This window comes from Thiocystis violacea, assembly GCF_016583575.1.
Lineage (GTDB): Bacteria > Pseudomonadota > Gammaproteobacteria > Chromatiales > Chromatiaceae > Thiocystis > Thiocystis violacea.
In genome coordinates this window covers 1-23,950 of record NZ_NRRG01000054.1, presented here as the reverse complement: position 1 = coordinate 23,950, position 23,950 = coordinate 1, and the positions used below count along the sequence as shown (strand labels likewise).

Here is a 23,950-nt window from a genome sequence, read left to right as displayed (position 1 = left end):
CCTGGGCCGACCCGAGCTGGCCGAGACGACGACCTTGGCCCGAGTCGAACGGCGGCGATATCCCGCGAGGGCGGACACTATGGGAGCATACGCCGAAGCGATCGGATGGGATGTGATGCCCGCCACGGCCCGGCACTCTACCCCTTCCCGGCGCCTCGTCAATCGATGTCCATGCCGGCCGTTCGAACGCCGTCGAGATCCCATCGTTGCGATGACCGCGCGGCGATGGTGGCGCTGGTGAAGCCAAGGATCGGATGGTCGATCAGTATCCGCTGAAACACTGGAAAAGATAGGTCGCCCAGGCGGGATTCGGGCGTAAACTCCCGGCTCAAGATTGCCGTTCACATACTTGGGGGGATCCGATGCTGCTCCGCCATTCCCATACCTCGCCCTATGTCCGCAAGGTCACCGTGCTGCTGCACGAAACCGGTCTGTTCGATCAGGTCACAATCGAGACGATCGATGGCTGGTCCGAACCCGAGATCCTGACCGGCGAGAATCCGCTGTCGATGGTCCCGACCCTGGTGCTGGACGACGGCCAGACGCTCTTCGACAGTCCGGTGATCTGCGAGTACCTCGACCGCTGCCACATCGGTCGGCGCATGATCCCGGCCACCGGGGAGAGGCACTGGCGCGTGATGCGCGAGCAGGCGCTCGCCGATGGTGTGCTCGATAGCGCGATCCTGATCTTCATGGAGCTTTACAAACGACCGGAGGCGCTGCGCTGGGATTGGTGGCTCGATCTCAAGCGTCGCGCCATCCGGCGATCGCTCGATAGCCTGGAGCGCGATGCCGACGCCTTGCGGGAGCGCGTCGATCTCGGCACCATCGCGATCGCGGTCGCGCTGAGTTACCTCGATCTGCGCGGCGCCGTGGGCGAGTGGCGCGATGGGCGGCCGGCGCTGGCCGGGTGGCATGAGGGCTTCAACCGGCGTCCCTCGATGATCGCGACCACCCCACCGGCCTGAAGTTCGACACCCGCGCGATCCCCCGCCTTTACCCTGACTCCGGTCAATCCGGACGGCCCCTGGACATTGGGTTCCCATGGGATGGCTATGTTAATTTGGCGCCCGCTCAAACAGCCGAATAACAAGAGGCGTCGCCATGCGAGTGTTCCCTTTGAAGTCCTTGTCCGTCAGCCTGGGGTTGGTTCTGGCCCCCACGGTCGGTGCCTACGATCTCCCTGCCGTGAATCTGGGTTTCACCAGCTTTCTCGATGGCGCGCCGCCAGCGGGGCCAGGCTGGTACGCGCAGCAGTATTTCCAGTTCTATCGCGATGGCCGTCTCAAGGACGTGGATGGGGACGATATGCGCCTGCCCACCGGCCGGGGGCTGGAGAAGGCGGAGGTGGACGTCAACATCAGTCTGACCCAGCTCGTCTATCAGTCCGACCAGGAACTGGCTTTGGGTGGCAAGTGGGGCCTGAACCTGATGCTGCCCCTAGTCGATTTCGACCTGGATCCGGAGGACAATTTCGCGCTCTCGGCCAACGGTGCCAATCTCGGCGACCTCTTGATCGGACCCTACCTTCAATGGGATCCGATCATGGGTCCGAATGGCCCGACCTTCGTGCAGCGCGTCGAGCTTCAGATGCTGCTGCCGACCGGCGCCTATGACGCCGATGATGCCCTGAATCCCGGCAGCAACGTCTTCTCCTTCAATCCCTACTGGGCCGCGACCGCCTTCCTGGCGCCCAAGTGGACGCTCTCCTGGCGCCTGCACTATCTCTGGAACGCCGAGAACTCGGACCCCTTCGGCCCGCTTGGCGCGGATGACTCCCAAGCCGGGCAGGCCATCCATGTCAACTTCGCGAGCGCCTACGAGGTTCTGCCGAATCGCCTCAGACTGGGCATCAACGGCTATTACCTCAAGCAGTTCACCGAGAACAAGCTGGACGGACATGATCTGTCCGACACCAAGGAACAGGTGCTGGGCATCGGTCCGGGGCTGGTCTATCACTTCTCCCAGCACGATCACCTGTTCGCCAATGTCTATTGGGAAACCTGGGCGGAGAACCGCACGGAAGGCTCAAGGGTGAATCTGCGTTACGTGCATCATTTCCATTAGGACCGGGCCGCTTCAACCTCAAAAGAGCTGTCAGCTTCCAGCCGCCAGCGATTGGGAATCAGCCACTTGGCCATTGACCGAGACCGGCCAAGGCTCACCCATTGGGTGAAGCCTACAAGAAGCAAAAACCTCGATCATACAAAGGCTGGAGGCTGATCGCTGGCGGCTGGCGGCTCTTTCTAGGTTCAAGCGTCCTCGTGGATCAGGGGAACGCGCCGGCTCAGCCCGGTGAAGAGCTGATAGGCGATGGTGTCGCTCGCGAGGGCGACATCCGTGGCCGAAACCATCCCGCCCCAGAGTTCGACCGGATCGCCGACGCGCGCATCCGCCATTCCGGTTAGGTCGAGTGTGATCATGTCCATGGAGACCCGTCCGATGAGTCGCGTCAACCGACCCTTGACCGCGATCGGCGTACCGTCGCGCGCGTGGCGCGGGTAGCCATCGGCGTAGCCGATGGCGGCCACCCCGACGCGGGTCGGGCGATCACAGACGAAGCGCCCTCCGTATCCCACCGGCTCGCCCGCGGCCAGATCCCGAATCGAGATGATGGCGGATTCGAGCGTCATGGCCGGACGCAAGGTAACGGCTGGCGAAGCCGCGCCGATCAGCGGCGAGACGCCGTAGAGCATGATCCCAGGGCGGGTCCAATCTCCGTGCGACTCGGGCCAGGCGAGAATGCCGGCCGAGTTCGCGAGACTGCGGGGGATCGCCTGTCCCTCCAGCGCCCGAGCGAAGGTCGCGAGCTGGAGGCGCGTGTAGGGATGCTCGGGTTCGTCCGCGCGAGCGAAATGGGTCATGGCCGACAGCTCGCCCAGATGCGGACAGGCCGCCAGCGCGGACTGAACCTCGGCGACATCCGACGGCGCGAAGCCCACCCGATGCATGCCGGTGTCGACCTTGATCCAGCAGTCCAGCGGACGGGCTGGCCGTGCCGATAGAACCCAGGCCAGTTGCTCCCGGCCATGAACCACCATCGCCAGGCCGGCGCGATCCACCAGCGCGATCTCCTCGGGCGAGAAGACCCCTTCCAAAAGAAGGATCGGTCCACGGATGCCGGACTCGCGCAACTCCAGCGCCTCCTCGACACAGGCGACCGCGAAGCCATCGGCCTCGTCGGCCAGCGTCCGAGCCACGGCGACGGCTCCGTGACCGTAGGCATTGGCCTTGATCACGGCGAGCGCGCGCGCCGAGGGGGCCAACTCTTTGGCGAGGCGATAATTCTGGCGGATCGCCTCCAGATGGATACGGGCGCGGAGCGGGCGGGATGAGGAGTTCATGGATTCACTGTGGCATGCGTAATGGAGTTTGTCTTGGCCAGCCGGCGTAATCAGGAGATCGGCTCGACGGCTGACTTCAGAATTTAATCTAATGATTATATGGATCTTTTTTCTCGATCCGCTTGCTCGCGACGAGGCGATATCGGGTATATTGCACTGCAGCATGCACGCACGCCGGGGGGTCGAGGCCCGCCATCCCCGCGCGCCGAACGACAAGCCGATGACGCAACCGAAGTGGGTGGATTGAATGGCTCGGATCAAGCTCGAATTCCCGAACGCGGACGGACACACCCTGGTGGGTCTCCTGGAAACCCCGCCGGAGCGCGTCCCGATCGCGCGCTATGCCCTGTTCGCGCACTGTTTCACCTGTAGCAAGGACGTCGCCGCCACCAGCCGCATCAGTCGGGCGCTGGCCGCGCGCGGAATCGCGGTGCTGCGGTTCGATTTCACCGGACTGGGCAACAGCGACGGGGACTTCGCCAATACCAATTTTTCCTCGAATGTCCAGGATCTGCTGGCCGCCGCGCGCAAGCTGGAGCAGGACTTCGAGGCCCCGGCCCTGCTCGTCGGCCACAGCCTGGGCGGCGCGGCGGTGCTCGCCGCCGCGCCCCAATTGCCCTCGGTCGAGGCCGTGGTGACCATCGCCGCGCCAGCGACCGCAGCGCATGTGCAGCACCTCTTCAGCGGCGCGCGTGGGCAGTTGGAGGAGACCGGCGAGGCGGAGGTCAAGATCGGTCTGCGACGTTTCAAGATCCGCCAGCAATTGCTCGATGACCTGGAGCGCTACGCCTCCCCCGATCACATCCGTCACCTCGATCGTCCCCTCCTGGTCTTTCACTCGCCGCTCGACACCATCGTCGATATCGGCGAGGCGGCCAAGATCTATCAGGCCGCCAGGCACCCCAAGAGTTTCATCTCGCTCGACAAGGCCGACCACATGCTGAGCAATCGGGAGGACGCGGAGTACGTCGCCGAGACCCTGGTCGCCTGGGCGAGCCGCTATCTTGGACTGAACCGTCATGCCTTCGAGCCCAGCACCGGCACCGCTCCCAGGGTGCGGCCGGGCGAGGTGCTGGTGACCGAGATCGACACCCAGTTCCTGCGCGGTCTCTATACCGAGCGCCATCAATGGCTGGCCGACGAGCCCAAGTCGTTCGGCGGCTCGGAGCTGGGTCCGACCCCCTATGAGCTGCTGCTGATGGCGCTCGGGGCCTGCACCTCCATGACCCTGCGTCACTACGCCAAGCGCCAGGGGATGAGTCTGGACGACATCGAGGTGATCCTGAGCCATGAGCGCGTCCATGCCGAGGACTGCGTCGAATGCGGCCAGAAGCCGGTCAAGATCAGCCGTATCGTCCAGCGCCTGAACATCCACGGCAACCTCAATGCCCAGGAGCGCGAACGTCTGCTGGAGATCGCCGAGCGCTGCCCGGTCCATCGCACGCTCGATTCGACGCCCCGCATCGAGACCCGCTATGTGGAGGACGATCCACCGCGCTGAACCCCGAGCAGGATGGCTTTCCAGCGCCCCGCGCTCAGCGCCTCGCCGGTGCGTAGCGATACAGATGCCAGGCATGCAGCGGACGGCGGCAGGGCGCGCTCGCCACTTCCAGCAAGGATTCGCCCGCGCAGTCGAACAAGGTGCGCTGGATCCCGACCTCGAAGCCGGGGATCGCGGGCGGCGCGCCGAAGCGGGTCACCAGCCAGAACGGCCCGTCCATCGAATCCGGATCGAGTCTGGGCGCGATTCGACCCCGCAGGTACTCGGAGGGACGGCTGAGCCCCGGCCATTGACTGGTCTCCAGCTCGGGCCGATGGAAACGCAGCATGGCCGTGAGCTGGTAACGATCGGCATGGACCGGCGCGTCCAGTGTGGCGGCGATCTCGGCCAATTCATCGAACCCATGCGTCTCGCGCAGGATACGGTTCTGGCTGTCCGGGAGCGGTAGCGCGGCGGTCGCGGCATGGAAGGCGTAGAGACTCACCAGCAGAAGATTGCCGAGCGCCGCGCCCAGCGCCCAGTTCCAGGCCCGACGCAGCCAGAGCGCCAGCAGGGGCGCGGCGGCGAGCAGGTACATGGCCGGCCAGTTGGCCTCCACCTCGCTGACCAGGGCGACCAGGGCGAAGAACGCCAGGGGAAAGACCGCCGCCGCGATCAGCAGGGCGCGACCCGGAGCCGAGAGCGGATGCTCCGGCTTAGTCGCGGCCTCCTGGCGACCGCGCCCCAGCCAGGGCGCGAGCAGGATGGGCAGGGCGATCAGGCCCCAGAAACCGACCTGGGTGCCGAGATACGCCAGCAGGCTCGCGATTCGCTCGGCCGGCTCGCTGGGTCCGGAATGCTCGATCGCCGAGGCTTCCGGCGCGGCCAAGGCGCCCACATCGGTCGAGAATCCGTGCCCGAACTGGAAGCCCATGGTCAGCCAGTCGTTCTGAGCGTTCCAGAGGATGTTCGGGGCGAACACCAGTAGGGCCGCGAGGGCGCCCAGATAAGGCCAGCGGGTGCCGAGCGCGCGCCAGTCCGAGCGCAGGATGGCCCAGAGCAGGACCGGCCCGATCAGCACCATGGTGTACTTGCCAAGCAGCCCCAGTCCGATGGCCAGTCCGGCGGTGATCCAGCGCCGACGATCCACCGCGAGCGCGCGCTCGCCCTCGTGCAGGGCCAGCGCCCAGGCGAGCGCCAGCGCGCTGTCCGGGGTGGTGATGACGCCCCCGACCAGTCCGGGCAGGGTCGCGCCGGCCAGGATCAGCGCGAGCGCCTGATCCCTGACGGCGGTCAGCCCGCAGTTGCTATAGAAGCGGGCCAAGATCAACAGGGTCAGCAGCCCGGCCAGGAGGCCGCCGATCCTGGCCATGAAGACCGATCCAGGCTCCAGCCGGGTGCCGAGCCCGAGCAGCGCGACGCCGGGCGGATGATCGAAATAGCCCCAGGCGAGCGTCCTGGCCCAATCGAAATAGTAGGCTTCGTCCTGGGTCACCGGCATGAGGGCGGCGATCGCGAGACGCCAGGCGGTCAGGCCGACGATCAGGACCAGCATCAGTCGCCAATGCTGGGCGAGGCTGGGATTCTCCGAGCTGTGAATCATGGTGTTCCGCGGGAAGACAGGGTTGAAGTTGTCAGTTGTCAGTTGTCAGTTGTCAGGGAGCATTGATAAGCCCCTATTTTTAATCCTGTAAATCTTCAATAATCCTGTTAATCCCGTCCATTTCAGGCCCTTTTGGTTGGGTAGGGACGTTCCCGGAAATGGTCTAAGGCGCTCGCGGTCGGGCCGGTCGCGTTAGAATGCGCGACGCTCGCCCGGCCTCTTGGCGGCGGCCAGCGGCGATTCGCCTTCCTATTGTCCGACAGACCGACCCCAGGTTTCATCCGATGCACGATCAGCCGACCGTCCCCTCCCCCTGCCTACCGCCCGAACTCGCCGTGATCGTGCCCACCTACAAGGAGGTCGATTCGGTCGAGGAACTGGCGCGTCGCGTCGCGACGGTGCTCACGGGTATCGCCTGGGAGCTTATCTTCGTCGATGACGACTCGCCCGACGGAACCGCCGAACGGGTGCGCGAGCTGGCGCGGCGCGATCCGAGGATCCGTCTGCTCCAGCGCGTCGGTCGGCGCGGACTCTCCTCCGCCTGCATCGAGGGCATGCTGGCCACCTCCGCGCCCTATCTGGCGGTGATGGATGGCGACCTCCAGCACGACGAGACGCTGCTGCCCCGGATGCTTCAGACCATCCAGGAGGAGGATCTGGATATCGTCGTCGGCAGCCGCTATGTGGAAGGTGGCGATACCGGGACATGGAACGCGCGACGTCGGTCCATGAGCCGGCTGGCGACCCACATCGGTCAACGCTTGATCCGGGTCGATCTGCGCGATCCCATGAGCGGCTTCTTCCTGGTGCGCTCCAGCGTCATTCAAGGCTGCGTGCGGCGACTGAGCGGCGTCGGGTTCAAGATCCTGCTCGACATCCTCTCGGCCTCCGAGCGTCCACTGCGCTTTCGCGAATTGCCCTTCAGTTTTCGTGAGCGCCAGGCCGGAAACAGCAAACTCGACAACGCCGTGCTCTGGGAGTACCTGCTGATGTTGACCCAGAAGATCATCGGTCCGCTGATTCCGCTGCGCTTCATCGCCTTCTCGCTGATCGGCGGCCTGGGGGTCTTCGTCCACCTGGCGGTCTTGTGGCCGATCCTGCATGTTCTCGGCGAGGGCGCCTTCCTGGTCGGACAGACGGCGGCGACGCTGGTCGCCATGACCAGCAATTTCTTCCTCAACAACATCCTGACCTACCGCGACATGCGTCTGCGCGGGCGCCAACTGCTCTGGGGCTGGATGAGCTTCGTCCTGGCCTGTAGCCTGGGGGCGCTGGCCAATGTCGGCATCGCCAACCATCTGTTCCAGCAGGGGCATTCGGGCTGGTTCCTGTCCGCACTGGCGGGAGTTCTGGTCGGCGCGGTCTGGAATTACGCGGTGACCGCCGTCTATACCTGGAAACGGCCGAAGGCGGCCTGAGCCGATCGGCGCGCCCTCACCCGCCGGAGTAAACGATGACGCGGTTGCGCCCCTGACGCTTGGCGTCGTAGAGGGCGCGATCGGCGGCGCGGACCAGATCGATGGCCTCCTCGAAGCGATGCTCTCCGCCCATGTGCGAGGCGACCCCGATGGAATTGGTGACGCGAAACGGCGTGCCCGAATCCCCCTTGTGCTGGGTACTCTCGACCGCCCGGCGAAGCCGCTCGAAGACATGCCTGGCCTCTTCCAGTCCATGACCCGGCAGCAGAACCACGAACTCCTCGCCGCCGTAGCGCATGATGTAGTCGCGCTCGCGTAGATTTTTCTTGAGAACCGAGGCCACCCGTACCAGGACGGAATCGCCCGTCACATGGCCATGGGCGTCGTTCACCTCCTTGAAATGATCCAGGTCGATGAAGCCCATGGTGAGCGGCCAGGTGTTTTCCGTCGCGAGGGCGAATTCGAGTTCGAGGATATGGTCGAAATGGCGTCGGTTGTGCAGACCGGTCAGTGAATCGTGAATGGCGGCGCGCTGGAGCAGTTCGGCCGCCTCCTCCATTTCGATCACCTTCTGGTGGTGCTCGGCGGCTTGATGCATCAGTCGGAGATTGCGGGTGGCGAGCACCTCGCGCGCCTGGTCGAGCAGACCGGTCGCCATCTGGGGGGTGACGACCTCGATCTCGAAAAGCGCGCTCATCTCCGGCAGCGCCTGGAGTGCCCGGTCGACCAGGGACTCCATGGCCGCTTCCTCAAGGCCCAGCCAGCGCCGCGCCGAGCTGGCCGCGGCATCCAGGCCCGGCGCCCGCCCCTCGCTCAGGAAAAAGTCGGCCAATTGGCCCGCCACGGTCACGCAATGAACAGACGCTTTCAGTTCCTCGGGCAGCCGCGGATCATCCGGATCGTGGACCGCCTCGGCCGTCACCGCCAGACGCTCGGGCAGTTCCCAATGACGCATCAGCCAGGCCCCCGCCTCGCCGTGATCCGAACCCAGGGCCTGGCGCTCGAGCTCGATCAGACCGTCGTGGGTCTCGAAGCTCTCCAGCAGCGGGCCGTAGCGCTCCGGGAGCGAGGCGTGGAGCGCCAGGATGCCCAGATCCTGGAGCAGGGCCGCGAGATAGAGTTCGTCCAGCGAACCGAGACCCATCTCCTCGCCCAGCAGGCGGCTGATCAGGGCCGCGATGATCGAGCGCCGCCAGATATGATCCAGAGTCCGCCGATGGGACGCCTTGACGTGATAGACCTCGGAGAGGGTGAAGCTCAACGCCATCGTCATGGTCGAATTGAGCCCCAGAAGCATGACCGCCTGATGCAGATTGCTGGTGGTCCGTCGCTTGGCGTAGAGGGGTGAGTTGCAGACCCTCAGGATCCGGCTCGACAAGGCCGGATCGCGCGCCAGCACCCCGGCCAGGACACCGATATGAACATCGGGGTCGCGACCCATCTCCAGAATGCGCACGGCGACCCCCGGCAGGGTCGGCAAATTGGGACAGAACTGAAGGGCGTCGCGAATGGCGGGCGTCATGAGTACTCGGATCCTGTCTTGAAGAGAGGCTAGATGGCTTCGTCCTCATGGGGCCGTTCGCTCGCGCCGCCACAGGCGCCGACCATAGAGCACACGAGCCGCATGGGATGATACCCGCTAACAAAAACCATAGACAGGAGGGAGACGGCGATCCACGCGGATCGCCCTGGACCGCCTCTACTGTCCCGATGTCTCCACGAAGGTCACGACGAACACCACCGGCACGGCCTCGCTGATGCTCGCGAGGCCCGCGATCTCGCGGAGTTTCTCGACACCCTCGCTCAGTCCGAACTTGGAGGCATCGACGAGCAGCGGCTCGGTGGTCGCGACCATCAGGGTTCCGGCATCGAGCTTGGCCGCCATCATGGACAGGGGCATCGGCTGGGTCTGGCCATGGAGCGTCAGATTGGCCTCCGCCGCGATCCGGACGACCTCGCCGACCTCCAGCGCGCCGATGACCGCGGGATCGACCTTGGCCCGGATCTCGGCCATCTTGTAGTTGCTCGTCTCGAACAGGAACTCGCGCATGCGTTCGTTGCGGATCGGCACCAGGGTTTCGACGCTATCGAGCATCAGCGTGACCACCGCTAGGCCCTCGGCATCGATATGCCCACGCATCTCCTGGAAGCGGTTATTCTCGGCGACGTCCTTCGCCTTGATGGTGACGTAGGTGACGGCCGAACGGGCGGGGTCGAGATTCCAATCGGCGAGTACCGGAGTCGCGGCGAGCAGTCCGGTCAGCATGAGGGGTAAGATGGAATAGCGCATCACTCTCTCCTGAATCTGATTGACAGGCGGGCGGGGTCAGGAGGCGATGCGGCACCCGCTACACAGGCCCGGATGGCCACGCTGATCCACACCGGCAACTTGGAAGCGAAATTCTCGGATACAAGCCGCGCCTCGGCTTGTCAGCCGCTCGCGGAGACCTGATGCACGACATCCATATCCATCTTCCCCCATGGCTGGACCCCTTTCTGACCGCCCACGAGACGCGGACCTCCGACGATGCCCGGCGCATGAGCCTGGTGCTGGATCTGGCGCACGAGAATGTGCGCCTGGGTACGGGCGGACCCTTCGGCGCCGCCGTTTTCGAGACCCGGAGCGGTCGCCTGGTCGCGGCTGGGGTCAACCTGGTGGTCGCCTCGCACTGCTCGATCGCGCACGCGGAGATGGTGGCCATCGCCAGCGCCCAGCAGCGACTCGGACACTACAACCTGCGCGAGGCCGTGCCTGGAGGCTGCGTCCTCTTCAGCAGCGCGGAGCCTTGCGCCATGTGTCTGGGGGCGATTCCCTGGTCCGGGATCGACCGCCTCGTCTGCGCGGCCAGGGACGAGGACGCGCGGGCGGTCGGATTCGACGAGGGCCACAAGCCCCAGGACTGGATCGCCGGTTACGCCCGGCGCGGGATCCTCGTCACCTCCGATCTGATGCGCCTGGAAGCGGCGGGCCTCCTGCGCGATTACGCCGACAGCGGCGGCGAGATCTATGACCCCAGCGGAACCGACACCTTCAGCGATTGGAATCGGACTCCGCCGACAAAATGATCATGCGTTCCACGTCGGCGAGACGGATCTCGCTTCCGTCGAGGGTCTTGAAGACGCGCCCCTCGATGGAGCCGCGTCGGGACTCGTAGTTGGTGATCCGACCGGTATTGGCGTTGATGACACGCACCTGGACCCGTTCCTGATCGTGCCTCCAGACCTGAAACACATAGAGGCTGCTCCCCAGCGCCATGACGGCGATCAGGATCGAGGCCACGAGACGCACCGCGCCGATGGGCACCAGCGGCCGGGACGACTCCGATCCGCTCGCGGCGCGAAATCGCGCGCGGATGACGGCGTAGGCGCCGAGCAACACGGCCAGGGTCAGGAGAAGTTTTCCGATCATGGCATCACTCTATCACGGGCCAGTCAGCGAATCCGGCGCCGGACGCGCCGTCGAGAGTTGCGACGCCCTTCGCGCTGGCCTTAACATCCGATCCCTTGAATGAATCAGCCGCGCGGGTTCGCCGCCATGCCTCAGCCTTCGCTCGTCCTGGTTCTGGTGGCCACGCTCCTGCTCGCCGCCTGTAACGAGCCCGCGCCACCGACCCTGAGTCTCTATCGCGCGGTCGGGATCGGGGATCTGGACCAGGTCAAGCGACATCTTTACTGGGGCGCCGACGTCAACCAGCCGGATATCAATGGCGACTTCCCGCTGCATGTGGCCGCGCGACAGGGCAGCGTCAACATCTCTCGCGCGCTGATCGAGCATGGAGCCGCCCCCCTGGCGTTGGATGCCGCCGGCGCGACGCCGATGGAGGTCGCCCTGGCTACCGGCAAGACCCAGGTGGCGCAAATGCTGGTCGTCCGGGGCGTGCCCCTGGACCCCTGGGAGGCCCTGCTCGACCTGGCGCGCGCGGGTGTCTCGGATCGGGACACCTTCGAATTCCTGACTCGCCGGGGAGCGGATCTGAACCGAGCCGACACGCACGGGGACACACCGCTGCGGCTCGCCATCGCGGGGGGACATCTGGAAACGGTTCGCCGCCTGATCCTCATGGGGACGGATGTCAACCAGACCGACGCCGCCGGCCGCCGGCCCCTGGATCTGGCCCTGGAATGGTCCGAAGGCCGGCGGGACGCCCGCCCCAGGATCGTCGATTTACTCAAACGCCATGGGGCCAAAGGGGGGCGAGCGGATGAGACTCCGGGCCACTCCGGACCCATGACCCCACAACAGAGGACAGAGGAATGACCGAAAAGGTCGAAGACTTGACCGTCACCTATCTGGAAGACGGCATCGAAACCACCAAGGAACTGGACAAGGTCATCCTCTCCAAGGGGAGCTGGACCACAATCATCTTCCGCTACCAGGAATGGGATCGCGCCAAGGAGACCTATGGCGCGGACAAATACACCATCCGCCGCTATCAGAAGCGCAATGGCGAGTATCGCCAACAGTCCAAGTTCAACATCTCCAGCCGCGCCCAGGCCAAGTCGCTGATCGAGGCGCTGCAGGGGTGGCTGGACGCGGGCGAGGACTGATCGGGATGGCGGGCGGGCGCGCTCGCGACCCGCGTCCAGCCGAGCAGGACGTGGACGGCGAGTCGCTCTTCATCTCCGACCTGCACCTCTCGCCCGAGCGTCCGGCGACCCTCGGGCTGTTTCTCGACTTTCTCGCCGGCCGCGCGCGCGCGGCGCGGCGGCTCTACATCCTCGGCGACCTTTTCGACGCCTGGATCGGCGACGATGACGAGACACCGATGAACCTGAGGGTCCGCTCGGCCCTGCGCGCGCTGGTCGAATCCGGAACCCAGTGCGCCCTCATGCACGGCAATCGGGATTTTCTCATCGGCCGCGCCTTCCTGCGGGAGACCGGCTGCCGGCTTCTGGGCGACCCGACGCTCCTTCATTTCGACGGCGAACCAACCCTATTGATGCATGGCGACCGGCTCTGCACCGACGACCTCGCCTATCAGAAGTTCCGCCGCCGGGTCCGTAATCCGCTGGTGATCCGACTCTTCCTCTGGAAGTCGCTCGCCAGCCGCCGAGCCCTCGCGGCGGACTATCGACGCAAAAGCGCCGCCGCCAACTCGGATAAATCCAGCGAGATCATGGACGTGAGCCAGGACAGCGTCCGCGCGCATCTCGAACGCCACCGCGCCATTCACCTCATCCATGGTCACACGCACCGACCCGCCGATCACGAGATCGCCCTGGACGGCCGGATCGCGCGGCGCACCGTGCTCGCCGAATGGCATGAGCAAGCCGGCGAGGCCCTGTCACATTCGTCCCTCGGCTGGCATCGCGAGCCCATCCTGCCAACCCTCCCGGCCTCCTCCCATTCGAGCGCCTTGGACGGCCAATAGATCCCCATTGATTCACCCTCAGCCCGCGCTCGGACGCCGCTGCTCGGGGCGCAGCCTGGGGGTGAAATAGATGTCGGCATCGTCCAGATCGACCGAGTTTCCGTCCTGGTCGACGAGCGGTTGCTCGTAGTCCTTCCAGCCGCGCAATCCGGTCTGGAGCGAGACGACATCCGAGTAACCCAGAACATTCATGGAATGCGCGGCCAGGACGCTGCGATAACCCGAGCGACAGACCACCACGATCTCCCGATCGCGCGCCTGGACCAGTTCGGGGACCGTCTCCTCGTAATCCCACTCGCAGGCGGATTCCAGAATGCCGCGCGGGACATTGATCGAGCCCGCGATGTGCATGGCCGCGAATTCATCGGGCTCGCGCACGTCGACGATCATGAGCTCGGGGTTCGCCTGGAGCCGCTCCTCCAGATCCCAGGGCAGGATCTCGCGGATATCGGTCAGACAATTCTTGATGAGTTGGAGAAAATTCTTCACGGATGGACAGGCTCCTCTTCAAAGACGCTAGACCGCCGAGATCTTGGTGCCGGGCGATGCTGGTCCGTGACCATAGCCCGAAGCGCCCTCGCCCGGCATTCAAAAAACGCATCCGGGGTCACTCCGGTCAGGCAACGCCCACCAGGCGGCCGTTCGACGACGCCACGGAAATCGCCTAATCCCGCGCCGACGCGCGCTCGCACAACCCCCGCTCGACTGCGATCACCGCCGCCTCCACCCGCGAATGCACCTCGAGCTTGCGCAGGATCGCCTTGACGTGGAGCTTCACGGTTCCGTCCGAAATCCCGAGCTGGCGGGCGATCGCCTTGTTGCTCTGGCCCTCGGCGAGGTGACAGAGAATCTCCTGCTCGCGCGGCGTGAGATCGGCCAGCCCGGTATCGACGCGGGCGAGCTTGACCTCGCCCTGAACGGCCTTGGCGAGCACGATGGCCAGCTCGGGCGCGACCACGGTTCGTCCCCGCACGATCTCACCCAGGGCGGCGATCAGGGCATCCGGCTCCATGTCCTTGAGCAGATAGCCTTGTGCCCCGCTCTGCAGCGACTCGACCACATCGCGCTCCTCGGCGCTGGTGGTCAACATGGCGATCGGCATGGACTGGCTGGCCCCGCGCAGTTGGCGCAGCAGTTCCAGACCGGTCAGCCCCGGCATGCGCATGTCGAGCAACACCACGTCGGGGGCGGTCCTGGCCACCATGTCGAGACCGGCGGTGGCGTCTCCCACGGCGACCACCTCGATACCCCGCCGCTCCAAAAGTTCCTGGAGGCCGAAGCGAAACAGGGCATGGTCATCGATCAGCAGCACGCGCATCAGAGCGTCTCCCGCGTCTGGCGTCCAGGACGCCGGTTGACATCGAAAAGAACCTCGACCCGGGTGCCCTCGCCCGGCTCGCTCTCGATCCGCAGCTCCGCGCCGATGCGTCGCGCGCGCTCCTCCATGATGGAAAGTCCGATCCGCTCGCCGGGGCTGGACCCGTCGGCCGGGGCGCTGAGACCGATGCCGTCGTCCTCGACCAAGAGAACGTGCCGACCGCCGCTCTCGCGCGTCAGCAGCACCCGCACCGTATGCGCTTGGGCATGCTTGCGGATGTTGGCGAGAGATTCCTGGACGATACGCAAGAGTTGCAGTTCCTCGGTCGCGGACAATTCAAAGGGGCGGCTGTCATTCTGGAAGAGTACATGGGCGCCAGTCTCGCGGCCGAGCCGCTGGGTGAGCTTCTCCAGCGCCGGCACCAGCCCGCGCCGGTCGAGCGGCGCGCGAAAGCTGGCGAGCAACTCGCGCAATTCGGTATGGGCCTCGTCGAGCCCGTTGCGGATGCGCGACAGGTCATTGCGCGCCTCGGTCGGAATCCGACTCTCGGCCAGCGAGTCATCCAGCATCCGGCACTGAAAACGCAGACTGGCGAGCGTCTGGGCCAGCGAGTCGTGCAACTCGTGCGCCAGGGCGTTGCGCTCCTCGACGATCGAGAGCCGGCGCGCCTCGGCGTCCGAGCGCTGCTTGGCGATCGCCACCCCCAGGTGATGGCCGACGGTGAAGAGCAGATCCATGATGTCCTCGCGCGCCTTCACCCCCGGCCGGTCGACGAAGATACTGTAGACCCCCAGCAGCTCATCGCGATGCTCCAGCGGAACCGTCACCACCTCCATCTCGGAACTGGCGAACATGCGCCGGCCGTAGATGCGCGCGCAATAGCGGGCATCGTTGTCGCAGAGGATATCGCCGGGGGCCAGCACGCTGCCGCACAGACAGAGATCCACCGGCGCCATGTCCTGCTCGCGCACCAGACCGTCGTCCAGACCGATGGAGCCGATCAGACGCCGGGTGCCGTCCGGCATCACCAGACGCACGGTCGCCGCGCGGCCGTTGATCATCTCCTTGAGCACCCGCAGGAAACGCAGCAGCAGTTCCTCGACGCTCTCGGTCTGATGGATGCCGGCGGCCACGTCATAGAGGATCTTGAGCGAGGCGGTCTTCTGGGCCAGCCGGCGGGTCTGGCGCGCGACCCGGTTGTCCATGTCCTCGTAGAGATCGGTCAGCTCATCGTTGAGACTACGGATGTCCTGGGAGATGCGCCCGAGTACGCCAGTCTCGTGCAGGGTCTCGCTGGCCCCCGGCTCGCCCTGGCAGACCTGGGTCAGGGAGTTCTCCAGGCGAACCAGGGGCCTTAGCAGTTGATCGCGCAGCCGCGTCCAGGCAATCACGGCGGCCAGCGAGCCGATCGCGAGCAGACCTAGACAGAGCCAGCGCGGCCAGATGACGGCTGGCCAGAGCCAATACAGCGGCAACAGGACCAAACCCGCCCCAAGCGCGAGGGCGATCGTCGATAGCGGTACTAGCAGATGGGCCGCGCGCAGGATCGCCCGAACGCGCGCCGCGTCCATGGACCCCTGAGGGGCGAGTTTGATCAGGGTGCCGGTCGCGTACATGGTGGGTGGATTGGCCTGGGTGGAGAACGTGGATTCTACCGCGAGACCGAGCGCGCGACGGCGCCCTGCTTGCCTGGGATTCAAGGGCGCGCCGATACAAGGCTATCTGGCTGGATGGAACTTGGACGGTGGCTGGCTGGTAATCTTCGACCGTGGCTCCGGTCAGCCGCCAATCGCCGAGTGCGTCACCAGCGAACACGCCAACCCACAGGGTCGGCGTGTTCAGGTGGTGCGTGCCCGAGAACCGCGCTCGGCTTCAGCCAAACAGCACATCGGGCTCCATGTCCTGACCGATCAGCGTCATTTGAGCCTCCCCATCCGTCGGCAGAAAACGATCCCTGTACTCGGGGCTGTTCATGATTCCCTGAATCTCGTCCACTGAATCGCCATCGGCAAGGATTCGGTCGAGCCAGTAAGCATAGCCAGACTCATCTGGCGCCCGATCGAGCAGTCCTAGATAGAGCAGATCCAGGCTGACCTCCGCGGTCGAGGCCGCCTGGTACTCCGCGGACTCGACGACTGCGAGCAGCGGCTCGGAGCGCGCGGCTCCGCCCGCCAAGGCGTCGGTCCACTCAGTCTGCTCCTCGGTGGTAGGATCGCGGCCGAGGGTGCTGCGATAAAGGGCCGTGACATAGGCGTCATTGCTCAACGAGGCATAGGTCTGTTGAAACTCCGCCGAGGCGGCAAAACCGCCCGCGATCGCCAGTCGATCATCACCCGCCATCGCTTTTTCCATCCAATAATTAAAGCCACAATAATCGGGCGACCGACCCAGGGCGGCTTCATAGAAGCGAGCGATGGTCGCGGAATTGGTCTGGAACTCTGGCGATTCCATGAAGGCGTCGACCATGCGGGCGGGTGTCGTGGTCTCTTGCTGAAGAGGCTCGCCCCAGTAGGCCAAACCACTCTCCTCGGCTTCCCGGCCCAGCAGATCCCGGTAGAGCTGGCGCACGAACAATTCGTCATTGCCAAGGATATCGTTATCCTTCACGAGTGGATCGAAACCGAGGTCGGCCTCGACCACATCGGTCATTCCATCGTCATCGCTATCGAGTCGGAAGGGGTCATAGGGACAGTCCGATGTCGCCAGAAACACGGGACCACCCGGATCGCTGATGGCGCCAGGCGTGGGATCGCTGTCCAGCGGGCCATTGTCTTGCAACACGAATTCGACGATCTGTTTGTCTCCCTCGCGGGTCAGCGTCATGGGCACGCTCACCCAATCGCCCTGGTTGTTCTGTTTGAGATAGCCATTGACGGGCAGATCGCCATCGACATAGAGACGGATGGTCTCGGTGCCGCCCGGCGTGGTGTTCTCGATGTCGAAGCTGAAGACGCCCAAGGGAAACTGGCTGCCCCGGAGCGACTCGGGCAGTTGGCTATCGGACGGCGGCGGGCTGACCTCCAGGTTGTCCTGACGACCGCCTCCGGTGTTTTCCAGCGTCACGTACCGAGGATCGCCATCGTCATCCGTCTCGCCGCTCTCGAAGGAGGTGACATCGTCCTGCTTGGTGTCGGGGATTCCGTCTCCATTGCCGTCTCCATTGCCCGCGCCGTCGGGATCAGGCACACCGCCTTCCTCGCCGCTGTCGATGCCGTCGTTGTCGTCATCGGAATCCAAATTGTCGTCCAGGCCATCCCCGTCGGTGTCGGTTCCAGCCTCCTCTGTATCATCCTGGCCATCGTTGTCGGAGTCGGTGTCCTCGTCGTCCGGCAGCCCGTCTCCGTCGGTATCCTCATCTCCTTCCTCGCCATCGGGAAGACCGTCACCGTCGGTATCGGTAGGTGGTGGCGGTGGTGGTTCGCCGCCTCCACCGCCGCCGCCTTCGCTGACATCGGTCACGGTGACCGTGAGGGTCTGGGCATCGGTCCCTCCCTGACCATCGTTGGCCTGAACGATCACCTCATAGCTGTTGTTGGTGCCGCTGTCGGTCGGGGACTCGAAATCGGGAGGGGCGAGGAAGGTGAGCACGCCCGAGGTCGGATTGATCGAGAATTTGGCCTGATCCGCACCGCCGCCGAGCGTATAGGTCGGCGCCTGACCGGCGTCGGGGTCGGTGGCGGTGACGGTGGTAACGGCGCTCTGGTTCTCAGCGACGTTGACGGTGGCGGTGGCGCCGCCACCGTTGCTGGTGATGCTGGGGACTTGATTCAGGGTCGCGGTGATGCCGTTATTCGTGAGATCGGCGATGGTTACGTTGGCATCGGCGCCGCGCATCCAATCCTCGGCGGCGGCGAGGTTGTAGAGGGTAGTGTCACTGGCGACGGTGCCAGCGGTGTTGAGTCGGGTGTTGACGCCGGTTTTGTCCGCGCCGCCGAGGGTGGCGCTGAACTGGGTAGCGGAGGTGATCTCGACATCCGTGTCGGTCGTCAGGGTGAAGGCCGCGCTGCTGCCGCCCGCGCCGGTGATCGTCAGCATCGAAAGATCGACATCGTTGTCGGCTCCGTCGTGCTTGACGAAGCCGGTGCCGGTCACGGTCAGGAGCCCGGTCACGCTGTTGTAGGTAGCGGAGGTGATGGTCGGGATGGGGACGTTGCTGACAGTGATGCCGTTGCCGGTCAGGTCGGCGACGACGACCGCGCTGTCGGCACCCGTGGCCCAGTCTTCCGCCGCCGCCAAATTGTAAGTGGTGCCGCCGGTGGATACGGCGCCGTTCTTGTTGAAGATCATCCCCACTGCGGCGCGGTCGGCGGCATTGAGGGTTACGGCGAAACTGGTGCCGCTGGTTACCTCGACACTGGCGCCGGAGAGCGGAACGGTCGCGCCGCTCTCGCCGGTGAGCGTCAGCTTGCTCAGGTCGATGTCGTTGGCGGCGCCATAATAGCGCAACAGGTTGGCGCCGGTGACCGTCAAGACGCCCGTGCTGGCGTCGTAGATGGCGCTGTCGAGCGTCGGCGCGGAGACGTTGCTCACCGTGATTGGATTGAGCGTCAAATCCGCCGGTGTGCTGGCGTAGCCGGGTGCCCAGCCGGTGGCGGCGGCGAGGTTGTAGGTTGCGCCGCTGGTGGAGGTCAGGCCGTTTTTGTTCAGCAGCATGATCAGGGCCATGTCGCTGGAGGCATTGAGCACAACGCTGAAGTGGCTGCTGTCGGTGATTTCCACGCCCGAGCCGGTCAGGGTGACGGTCTCGCCGCCCTCGCCGGTAACGGTCAGTTTGGACAGGTCGATGTCGTTGGTCGCGCCCGCATTGGCCGGGAAGTTGGTCCCGGTGACGACCAGGGTGCGATTACTGGCATCGTAGGTGGCCGAGGTGATGGTCGGCGCGACCGCCACGCTGATGCCGTTGCCGCTCGTATCGGCGATGTCCGGCGCCGGATCGGCCCCGGCCAGCCAGTTGTCGGCGGCGGCGAGGTTATAGGTGGTGCCCCCGCTGGACTGGGTTCCCAATTGATCGAGCAGGGCATCGACGCCGGTCTTGTCGGTGCCGCTCAGGGTCGCGCTGAACTGGGTGGCGGAGTCGATCTCGATATCGGTCGCAGTGGTCAGGGTAAAACTGCTGCTGCTGCCGCCGGTGAAGGTCAGGGTCGACAGATCGATGTCGTTGGCCGCGCCGAGTTTCTTGAAGAGGCCAGTGCCGGTGACCACCAGCGCGCCGGTCTCGCGGTTGTAGGTGGCGCTGGCGATTGTCGGGACGAGGACGTTGCTGACGGTCACGCCGTTGGTTGCGTCGGCGATGGCGATGGCGCTCTCGACGCCGGTCGCCCAGTCCTCGGCGGCGGCGAGGTTGTAGGTGGTGGCGTCGCTGCTTTGAGTGCCATCCTTGTGCAGCAGACCGCGCACGTTGAGCTGATCGGTCGCCGACAGCGTCAGGCTGAAGTGGCTGGCGTCGGTCCGCTCGACATCGGCGGTGTCGGTGAGGGTGTAGGTCGCGCCGCCCTCGCCGGTAAGGGTGAACAAACTGGCGTCGATGTCCAGGCCGCTCGCGTTGGCAACCAGATCGTTGCCAGTGACCGCAAGCACGCCCGTGGTCGCGTTGTAGGTGGCCGAGGCGATGGCGGGTTTGGCGGTGCCGGTGAGGGTGACGGTGGCCGTGTCCGAAACCGTTGCGCCATCGCTAACGCTGAGGTTGATCGTCCGCGCGCCCACCGTGATGCTGGCGGCGTCTTCCAGATAGGAGAGATTTTGGAGCAGGGTGCCGACCAGCGCGGGCGTGGCGGCGTCATTGAAGTCGATCAACAGCGCCGCGCCGTCTTGTCCGTTTTGAGTGGCATCAATAGTGCCAATGGCGGTGCCGCCGACGCTGACCGTTTCGTTCGCGACAATCGCGCCGTCGACACCGGCCGTGACCGTGGTGCCGTCGAAGGAGAAGTCGCCAGTGGCGACGGAACCGCTCGAATGCGCGGCCAGCACATAGCCCGCGTTGGCGAAGGTGACGTGATCGACATCGCTCACGCTTGCCGCCGCGCCGCTGTCGAGCTTGGTCGGAATGGCGGTGCCGAGAACGAAGCTTGCGCTATCGTTGTTCAGATTGGTTATCGTCGGCGCGTCATTCTGCGCCTGCACCGTCACCGTCACCGCGATACCCGGCGTACCCGTCGCGACCCCGCCATTGTCCGTGCCGCCGTTGTCGGTGATCTGGGTGATGGTCACCACGCGCGGGTTGGCCGTGCTCGGGTTCTGATCGCTGTTGCTGTAGGCGAAGCCGTTGACCAGCGTTTGCGCCAGAGCGGCGCTGATCCCCGCGACCTTGGTCAGGGTGACGGTCGCGGTGCCGCTGGCGACCGCGACGCTGTAGGTCATGCCGTTGGTTGTCGTGTTGCCCGAGGCGGCGTTGGTCAGATGGATGGTGCTGCCGTCGATGGCGAGGCTTTCCGTGGTGTCGGAGACCTGAGTCACGGTCAGCGTCAGACCGCTGACGGTCTGGCTGCTTTCGACCAGATTGATCGACGCGGAGCTGAACAGGGCGACCGCCGCGCCGTCCTCGGTGAAGGTCGGCGTCGCGCCGGTGGCGGTCAGCGTTGGGGCGTCGTTGACGGCCGCGACATTGACCGTGGTATCGGCATTGGCCGAAGTCCCGCCGTCGCCATCGGTCAGCACGAAGCGCACCGCGCGCGCGGCGGCGCTGGGGTCGGCGCTGTCGCTGTTCTGGTAGGTGATGTTCTGGATCAGCGCCTGCGCGGCGGTGGGCGTGGCGCTGGCACTGTTGAAAGTCACGACCAGATCGTTGGTGCCGGTGCCGCCGGTGAAGGTGCCGATGGTGGCGCCGCCATAGGTCACAGTGCTGCCCGAGACGCCGATCTGGCCCGCGTCGGTACCCTGATGGCGGATGGCGAGCACATCCTCGCCGCTGTCGCGATTGGCTGTGATCGCGACGGTCAGGGTGCCGGTGTTGAAGTCGGTCGAGTCGCTGTCGGTGACGGTCGCCGCCGTGCCCTGGTCGATGATCGCGGCGCTGTCGCCCTCGGTGTAACTCAGGGTATCGCTGGACAGGTTGGCGATGGCCGGCGCGGCATTGGGCGTCGCCGTGGTCACATCGACCTTGGTCACGGCGGTCTGATCGTTACCGGCCTGGTCGGTGGCGACGAAATAGACATCGTAGGCGGTGCTGGCGCTCAAGCCCGTGATGGCGGAGAAGCTGCTGTCGAAGCCGCCGCTGGTGGCGGCGGAATTGCCGGACTTGGGCGCGGCCCCGCCGCTATTGTCCAGACCCGCCTTGACATTCGCCACGCTGGGCGCTGTCGCGTCGTCGGCAACCACGACATAGTAGAGCGTGCCGGCTTCGTTCAGGCTGGCCGATGGGGTAAAGCCCTCGGTGTTGACACTGCCGGCGCCAGGCGCCGCGTCAAAGGTCGCTGCGGTGGTATCGACGGTGATCGACAGTCCGGTGGATGCGTCGCTGACATTGCCGGGCGCGTCGGTGGCCTTGGCGGTAATGGTATGGACGCCTTCGGAGAGGGAATCGACCGTAATAAACCAATTCCCGACGACATTGGCCGCCCCCATACCGATCAGCGTGAAGCCCTCGTATAAGCTGACCGTGCTGTTGACTTCCGCCGTGCCGAGGAAAGTGGGCGTGGTGTCGTTGGTAATGTTGTCTGTGTCGGAACTGCCGCTGTCTGTAGCGGCTGTCATGTTCGGGGTAGATGGAGCAGCAGGCGCCGCGGTGTCGATGACGATGGCCGTGTTCTCGCCCAGCGAGTTGGCCGCGCCCAGCGCGGGCAGTGTCAGCGTGGCCGCCGCGCCGCCGGTGGTGGCGTTGATGGTGCTGCCGTTCAAGGCCAGCGCGGTGGTGGCGGTGTAGTCCAGATCGGCGCTGGTGTCGCCGGTTTGTACGGTGTAGGTGAAGGTCAGCTCAGCGTTTCCCGAGCCGGAGCTGTAGGTCGCGACGCGATCTGTCGTGCCGGTTTCGAGCAGAAGGGTTGGCGTGCCACTGGTAGTCGTTACCGTGACCGCCTCGGAAAAGGTCACCTGAATGCTGATGACGTCGTCGGCATTGTAGCTGCCGTTGGCGGTGGAGGTGACATTGGTGACGGCGGGGCCGGATGGGGCAGAAGATCCGCACAAATCAGGTCTATTACTATTTAGCTCTGCCAGATTAGCTTCTATACTTCCATAACCAAAAATTTGACCTCCATTAAGCGTAAACATGTGGCCATATGTAATGTCTCCGATATCAGCCCCATTTTGGTCATATATGTTGGGATAACTGGCAGTACATCCCAAACAATGCCCAATATCCTGCATCCCTGCCAGTGTAAACGGCAGTACCGTTTCAACAGTGCCGATTTGCCACTCCAGATCCCAGTCACCGCCAAGTAGCGTCGGTCCTGTTTTGTCGGTAGACGCGGCAATATCTACGCTCTCCCCGAGTATGGTTTTCAAATCATCGAGAAAGGTTTGTCCCGCTTCGCCATAGCCAACCGAACACCCATAAAGCATTAAATCGCCACCCTCTTTGAGCGCATCGGTGATGGCACTAAGATCGCCTGGTTGCGTTTGGAGCGTTGCATCGGTGACCAACTGCCCTCCCAGTTTCAACGCACCGCCCCAGCCGTGGGTAACGAGATGAACGGCATCAAGATTCGAGTACCCCGACAACGCTTGCGCCAAACCGCTTAATCCGCTCTCTCCGGGTTGCAGTACGATAAAAGGGGTATTGGGATCAATACCCGCCGTGAGTATCGCCATATCCGCCGCATCGACCGTCCAGTCGATAATGATGAGTTCGTTTGATAGCGTACTCATGATTGTTGTCCTTCTTCTTTTTCAGTCGTTGCGGGTTCGATTATTTTGGGTGCTTCGAGCGGAAACACCGAGGGGATATTCAGAATCTGGCGGTGTAAATTGGGATAGCTAAATCCGGGGGTAAAAGGACGCTCAATACCTGAAAGAAATGCCGTATCATAGAGTTCGGTAATTCCTTCGATAGTGAGCCAATGCACCATGTTGCTTGTGCGCAAATCGACGATCATCAGCCCGCACCGTTGCGCCACATGCAGATTTTCAAGTTTTTCTTTGATGTTGAGCCCCGACGCAAAGGTATTTTCACGCAGTTTCGATAATCCGATCACGGCAAAGTCGCCGACGATGGAGAGCCCCCGTGCGAATCCGGGGCAGTCGATCACAGGAACAAAGGTACCAACATCAGGATCGACATAACCAAATTCTCCCTCACCCGAGTTGAGCAACCACACCTTCCCATCATGCCAGCGGGGAGAATGGGGCATGGAGGAATGGCACTAAGATAAGTCTCTCGATTTTTAAAAACAAACAGTTACAACCGCTGATGCGGTTTGCGGAATCGGTGTCCTCAGCGCTGTTTCTTCGGGTGGCCATGGTTACGGACCTCTTCCTGTGC

General features: G+C 64.4%; 18 protein-coding genes. 8 read left to right on the top strand and 10 right to left on the bottom strand.

All coding sequences use genetic code 11. From position 1 onward, the window contains the following. The first annotated feature begins 362 nt into the window (after positions 1-362). Both CKO27_RS19610 and CKO27_RS19605 read left to right on the top strand, forming a co-directional pair. On the top strand, positions 363-968 hold the full coding sequence (locus tag CKO27_RS19610) for a glutathione S-transferase N-terminal domain-containing protein (RefSeq protein ID WP_200376610.1): 606 nt from the start codon (positions 363-365) through the stop codon (positions 966-968). 136 nt (positions 969-1,104) lie between these two features. After that, positions 1,105-2,067 carry a SphA family protein gene (locus CKO27_RS19605; protein WP_200376609.1) on the top strand — a complete coding sequence of 321 codons (963 nt, stop codon included), beginning with the start codon at positions 1,105-1,107 and terminating at the stop codon, positions 2,065-2,067. A 185-nt stretch (positions 2,068-2,252) separates the two neighbouring features. Here CKO27_RS19605 and alr read toward each other — a convergent pair whose 3' ends face one another. Continuing rightward, on the bottom strand, positions 2,253-3,344 hold the full coding sequence (gene alr, locus CKO27_RS19600; protein ID WP_200376608.1) for an alanine racemase: 1,092 nt from the start codon (positions 3,342-3,344) through the stop codon (positions 2,253-2,255). Between the two features lie 247 nt (positions 3,345-3,591). On the opposite strand from alr, the gene CKO27_RS19595 reads away from it, so the two are divergent. Further along, positions 3,592-4,845: a bifunctional alpha/beta hydrolase/OsmC family protein gene (locus tag CKO27_RS19595; RefSeq protein WP_200376607.1), complete on the top strand. Its 1,254-nt coding sequence runs from the start codon at positions 3,592-3,594 to the stop codon at positions 4,843-4,845. Between the two features lie 34 nt (positions 4,846-4,879). Here CKO27_RS19595 and CKO27_RS19590 read toward each other — a convergent pair whose 3' ends face one another. Next, positions 4,880-6,427 carry a glycosyltransferase family 39 protein gene (locus CKO27_RS19590; RefSeq protein ID WP_200376606.1) on the bottom strand — a complete coding sequence of 516 codons (1,548 nt, stop codon included), beginning with the start codon at positions 6,425-6,427 and terminating at the stop codon, positions 4,880-4,882. Positions 6,428-6,711: 284 nt separating this feature from the next. On the opposite strand from CKO27_RS19590, the gene CKO27_RS19585 reads away from it, so the two are divergent. After that, positions 6,712-7,845 carry a glycosyltransferase family 2 protein gene (locus CKO27_RS19585; protein WP_200376605.1) on the top strand — a complete coding sequence of 378 codons (1,134 nt, stop codon included), beginning with the start codon at positions 6,712-6,714 and terminating at the stop codon, positions 7,843-7,845. A gap of 16 nt (positions 7,846-7,861) precedes the next feature. Here CKO27_RS19585 and CKO27_RS19580 read toward each other — a convergent pair whose 3' ends face one another. Further along, a complete protein-coding gene (locus CKO27_RS19580) occupies positions 7,862-9,367 on the bottom strand; it encodes a GGDEF domain-containing protein (protein ID WP_200376604.1) in 1,506 nt (501 codons plus the stop codon). Positions 9,368-9,544: 177 nt separating this feature from the next. Continuing rightward, positions 9,545-10,135, bottom strand: coding sequence for a YceI family protein (locus CKO27_RS19575; protein ID WP_200376603.1), 591 nt, complete (start codon positions 10,133-10,135; stop codon positions 9,545-9,547). Between the two features lie 161 nt (positions 10,136-10,296). Here CKO27_RS19575 and CKO27_RS19570 point away from each other — a divergent pair, with 161 nt between their 5' ends. Continuing rightward, positions 10,297-10,911, top strand: coding sequence for a nucleoside deaminase (locus CKO27_RS19570; RefSeq protein ID WP_200376602.1), 615 nt, complete (start codon positions 10,297-10,299; stop codon positions 10,909-10,911). Here CKO27_RS19570 and CKO27_RS19565 read toward each other — a convergent pair. Next, entirely contained in the window at positions 10,877-11,254 is a 378-nt protein-coding gene (locus CKO27_RS19565; protein WP_200376601.1) for a hypothetical protein, read from the bottom strand. The genes CKO27_RS19570 and CKO27_RS19565 overlap by 35 nt on opposite strands. 99 nt (positions 11,255-11,353) lie before the next feature. On the opposite strand from CKO27_RS19565, the gene CKO27_RS19560 reads away from it, so the two are divergent. Genes CKO27_RS19560 through CKO27_RS19550 form a run of 3 tightly spaced genes read left to right on the top strand, consistent with a single transcriptional unit; the run spans position 11,354 to position 13,217 of the window. After that, positions 11,354-12,103, top strand: a complete 750-nt coding sequence (locus tag CKO27_RS19560; RefSeq protein ID WP_242471016.1) for an ankyrin repeat domain-containing protein — start codon at positions 11,354-11,356, stop codon at positions 12,101-12,103. Then, positions 12,100-12,393: a hypothetical protein gene (locus CKO27_RS19555; protein WP_200376600.1), complete on the top strand. Its 294-nt coding sequence runs from the start codon at positions 12,100-12,102 to the stop codon at positions 12,391-12,393. Before CKO27_RS19560 ends, CKO27_RS19555 begins: the two co-directional genes overlap by 4 nt. A gap of 5 nt (positions 12,394-12,398) precedes the next feature. Beyond that, entirely contained in the window at positions 12,399-13,217 is an 819-nt protein-coding gene (locus tag CKO27_RS19550; protein ID WP_200376599.1) for a UDP-2,3-diacylglucosamine diphosphatase, read from the top strand. Between the two features lie 18 nt (positions 13,218-13,235). Here CKO27_RS19550 and CKO27_RS19545 read toward each other — a convergent pair whose 3' ends face one another. The 5 genes from CKO27_RS19545 to CKO27_RS19525 all read right to left on the bottom strand — a co-directional run bounded on the left by CKO27_RS19545 (position 13,236) and on the right by CKO27_RS19525 (position 23,819). Next, complete coding sequence (locus CKO27_RS19545) at positions 13,236-13,706, bottom strand: rhodanese-like domain-containing protein (protein WP_200376598.1); 471 nt, start codon at positions 13,704-13,706, stop codon at positions 13,236-13,238. Positions 13,707-13,881: 175 nt separating this feature from the next. Beyond that, complete coding sequence (locus CKO27_RS19540; protein WP_200376597.1) at positions 13,882-14,535, bottom strand: response regulator; 654 nt, start codon at positions 14,533-14,535, stop codon at positions 13,882-13,884. Further along, positions 14,535-16,106, bottom strand: a complete 1,572-nt coding sequence (locus CKO27_RS19535) for an ATP-binding protein (RefSeq protein WP_420825849.1) — start codon at positions 16,104-16,106, stop codon at positions 14,535-14,537. Before CKO27_RS19535 ends, CKO27_RS19540 begins: the two co-directional genes overlap by 1 nt. Positions 16,107-16,407: 301 nt before the next feature. Next, positions 16,408-23,337 (bottom strand): DUF4347 domain-containing protein, encoded by a 6,930-nt coding sequence (locus CKO27_RS19530; protein WP_200376596.1) that lies wholly within the window; start codon positions 23,335-23,337, stop codon positions 16,408-16,410. Beyond that, entirely contained in the window at positions 23,334-23,819 is a 486-nt protein-coding gene (locus CKO27_RS19525) for a DUF4915 domain-containing protein (protein ID WP_276570188.1), read from the bottom strand. Before CKO27_RS19525 ends, CKO27_RS19530 begins: the two co-directional genes overlap by 4 nt. Between the last annotated feature and the right edge of the window lie 131 nt (positions 23,820-23,950).

Excerpts from the sequence above, each read along its gene's own strand:
- CKO27_RS19610 (WP_200376610.1), top strand. The coding sequence starts at position 363 with ATGCTGCTCCGCCATTCCCATACCTCGCCCTATGTCCGCAAGGTCACC.
- CKO27_RS19605 (WP_200376609.1), top strand. The coding sequence starts at position 1,105 with ATGCGAGTGTTCCCTTTGAAGTCCTTGTCCGTCAGCCTGGGGTTGGTT.
- alr (WP_200376608.1), bottom strand. The coding sequence starts at position 3,344 with ATGAACTCCTCATCCCGCCCGCTCCGCGCCCGTATCCATCTGGAGGCG.
- CKO27_RS19595 (WP_200376607.1), top strand. The coding sequence starts at position 3,592 with ATGGCTCGGATCAAGCTCGAATTCCCGAACGCGGACGGACACACCCTG.
- CKO27_RS19590 (WP_200376606.1), bottom strand. The coding sequence starts at position 6,427 with ATGATTCACAGCTCGGAGAATCCCAGCCTCGCCCAGCATTGGCGACTG.
- CKO27_RS19585 (WP_200376605.1), top strand. The coding sequence starts at position 6,712 with ATGCACGATCAGCCGACCGTCCCCTCCCCCTGCCTACCGCCCGAACTC.
- CKO27_RS19580 (WP_200376604.1), bottom strand. The coding sequence starts at position 9,367 with ATGACGCCCGCCATTCGCGACGCCCTTCAGTTCTGTCCCAATTTGCCG.
- CKO27_RS19575 (WP_200376603.1), bottom strand. The coding sequence starts at position 10,135 with ATGCGCTATTCCATCTTACCCCTCATGCTGACCGGACTGCTCGCCGCG.
- CKO27_RS19570 (WP_200376602.1), top strand. The coding sequence starts at position 10,297 with ATGCACGACATCCATATCCATCTTCCCCCATGGCTGGACCCCTTTCTG.
- CKO27_RS19565 (WP_200376601.1), bottom strand. The coding sequence starts at position 11,254 with ATGATCGGAAAACTTCTCCTGACCCTGGCCGTGTTGCTCGGCGCCTAC.
- CKO27_RS19560 (WP_242471016.1), top strand. The coding sequence starts at position 11,354 with ATGAATCAGCCGCGCGGGTTCGCCGCCATGCCTCAGCCTTCGCTCGTC.
- CKO27_RS19555 (WP_200376600.1), top strand. The coding sequence starts at position 12,100 with ATGACCGAAAAGGTCGAAGACTTGACCGTCACCTATCTGGAAGACGGC.
- CKO27_RS19550 (WP_200376599.1), top strand. The coding sequence starts at position 12,399 with ATGGCGGGCGGGCGCGCTCGCGACCCGCGTCCAGCCGAGCAGGACGTG.
- CKO27_RS19540 (WP_200376597.1), bottom strand. The coding sequence starts at position 14,535 with ATGCGCGTGCTGCTGATCGATGACCATGCCCTGTTTCGCTTCGGCCTC.
- CKO27_RS19535 (WP_420825849.1), bottom strand. The coding sequence starts at position 16,106 with ATGGACGCGGCGCGCGTTCGGGCGATCCTGCGCGCGGCCCATCTGCTA.
- CKO27_RS19530 (WP_200376596.1), bottom strand. The coding sequence starts at position 23,337 with ATGAGTACGCTATCAAACGAACTCATCATTATCGACTGGACGGTCGAT.
- CKO27_RS19525 (WP_276570188.1), bottom strand. The coding sequence starts at position 23,819 with ATGCCCCATTCTCCCCGCTGGCATGATGGGAAGGTGTGGTTGCTCAAC.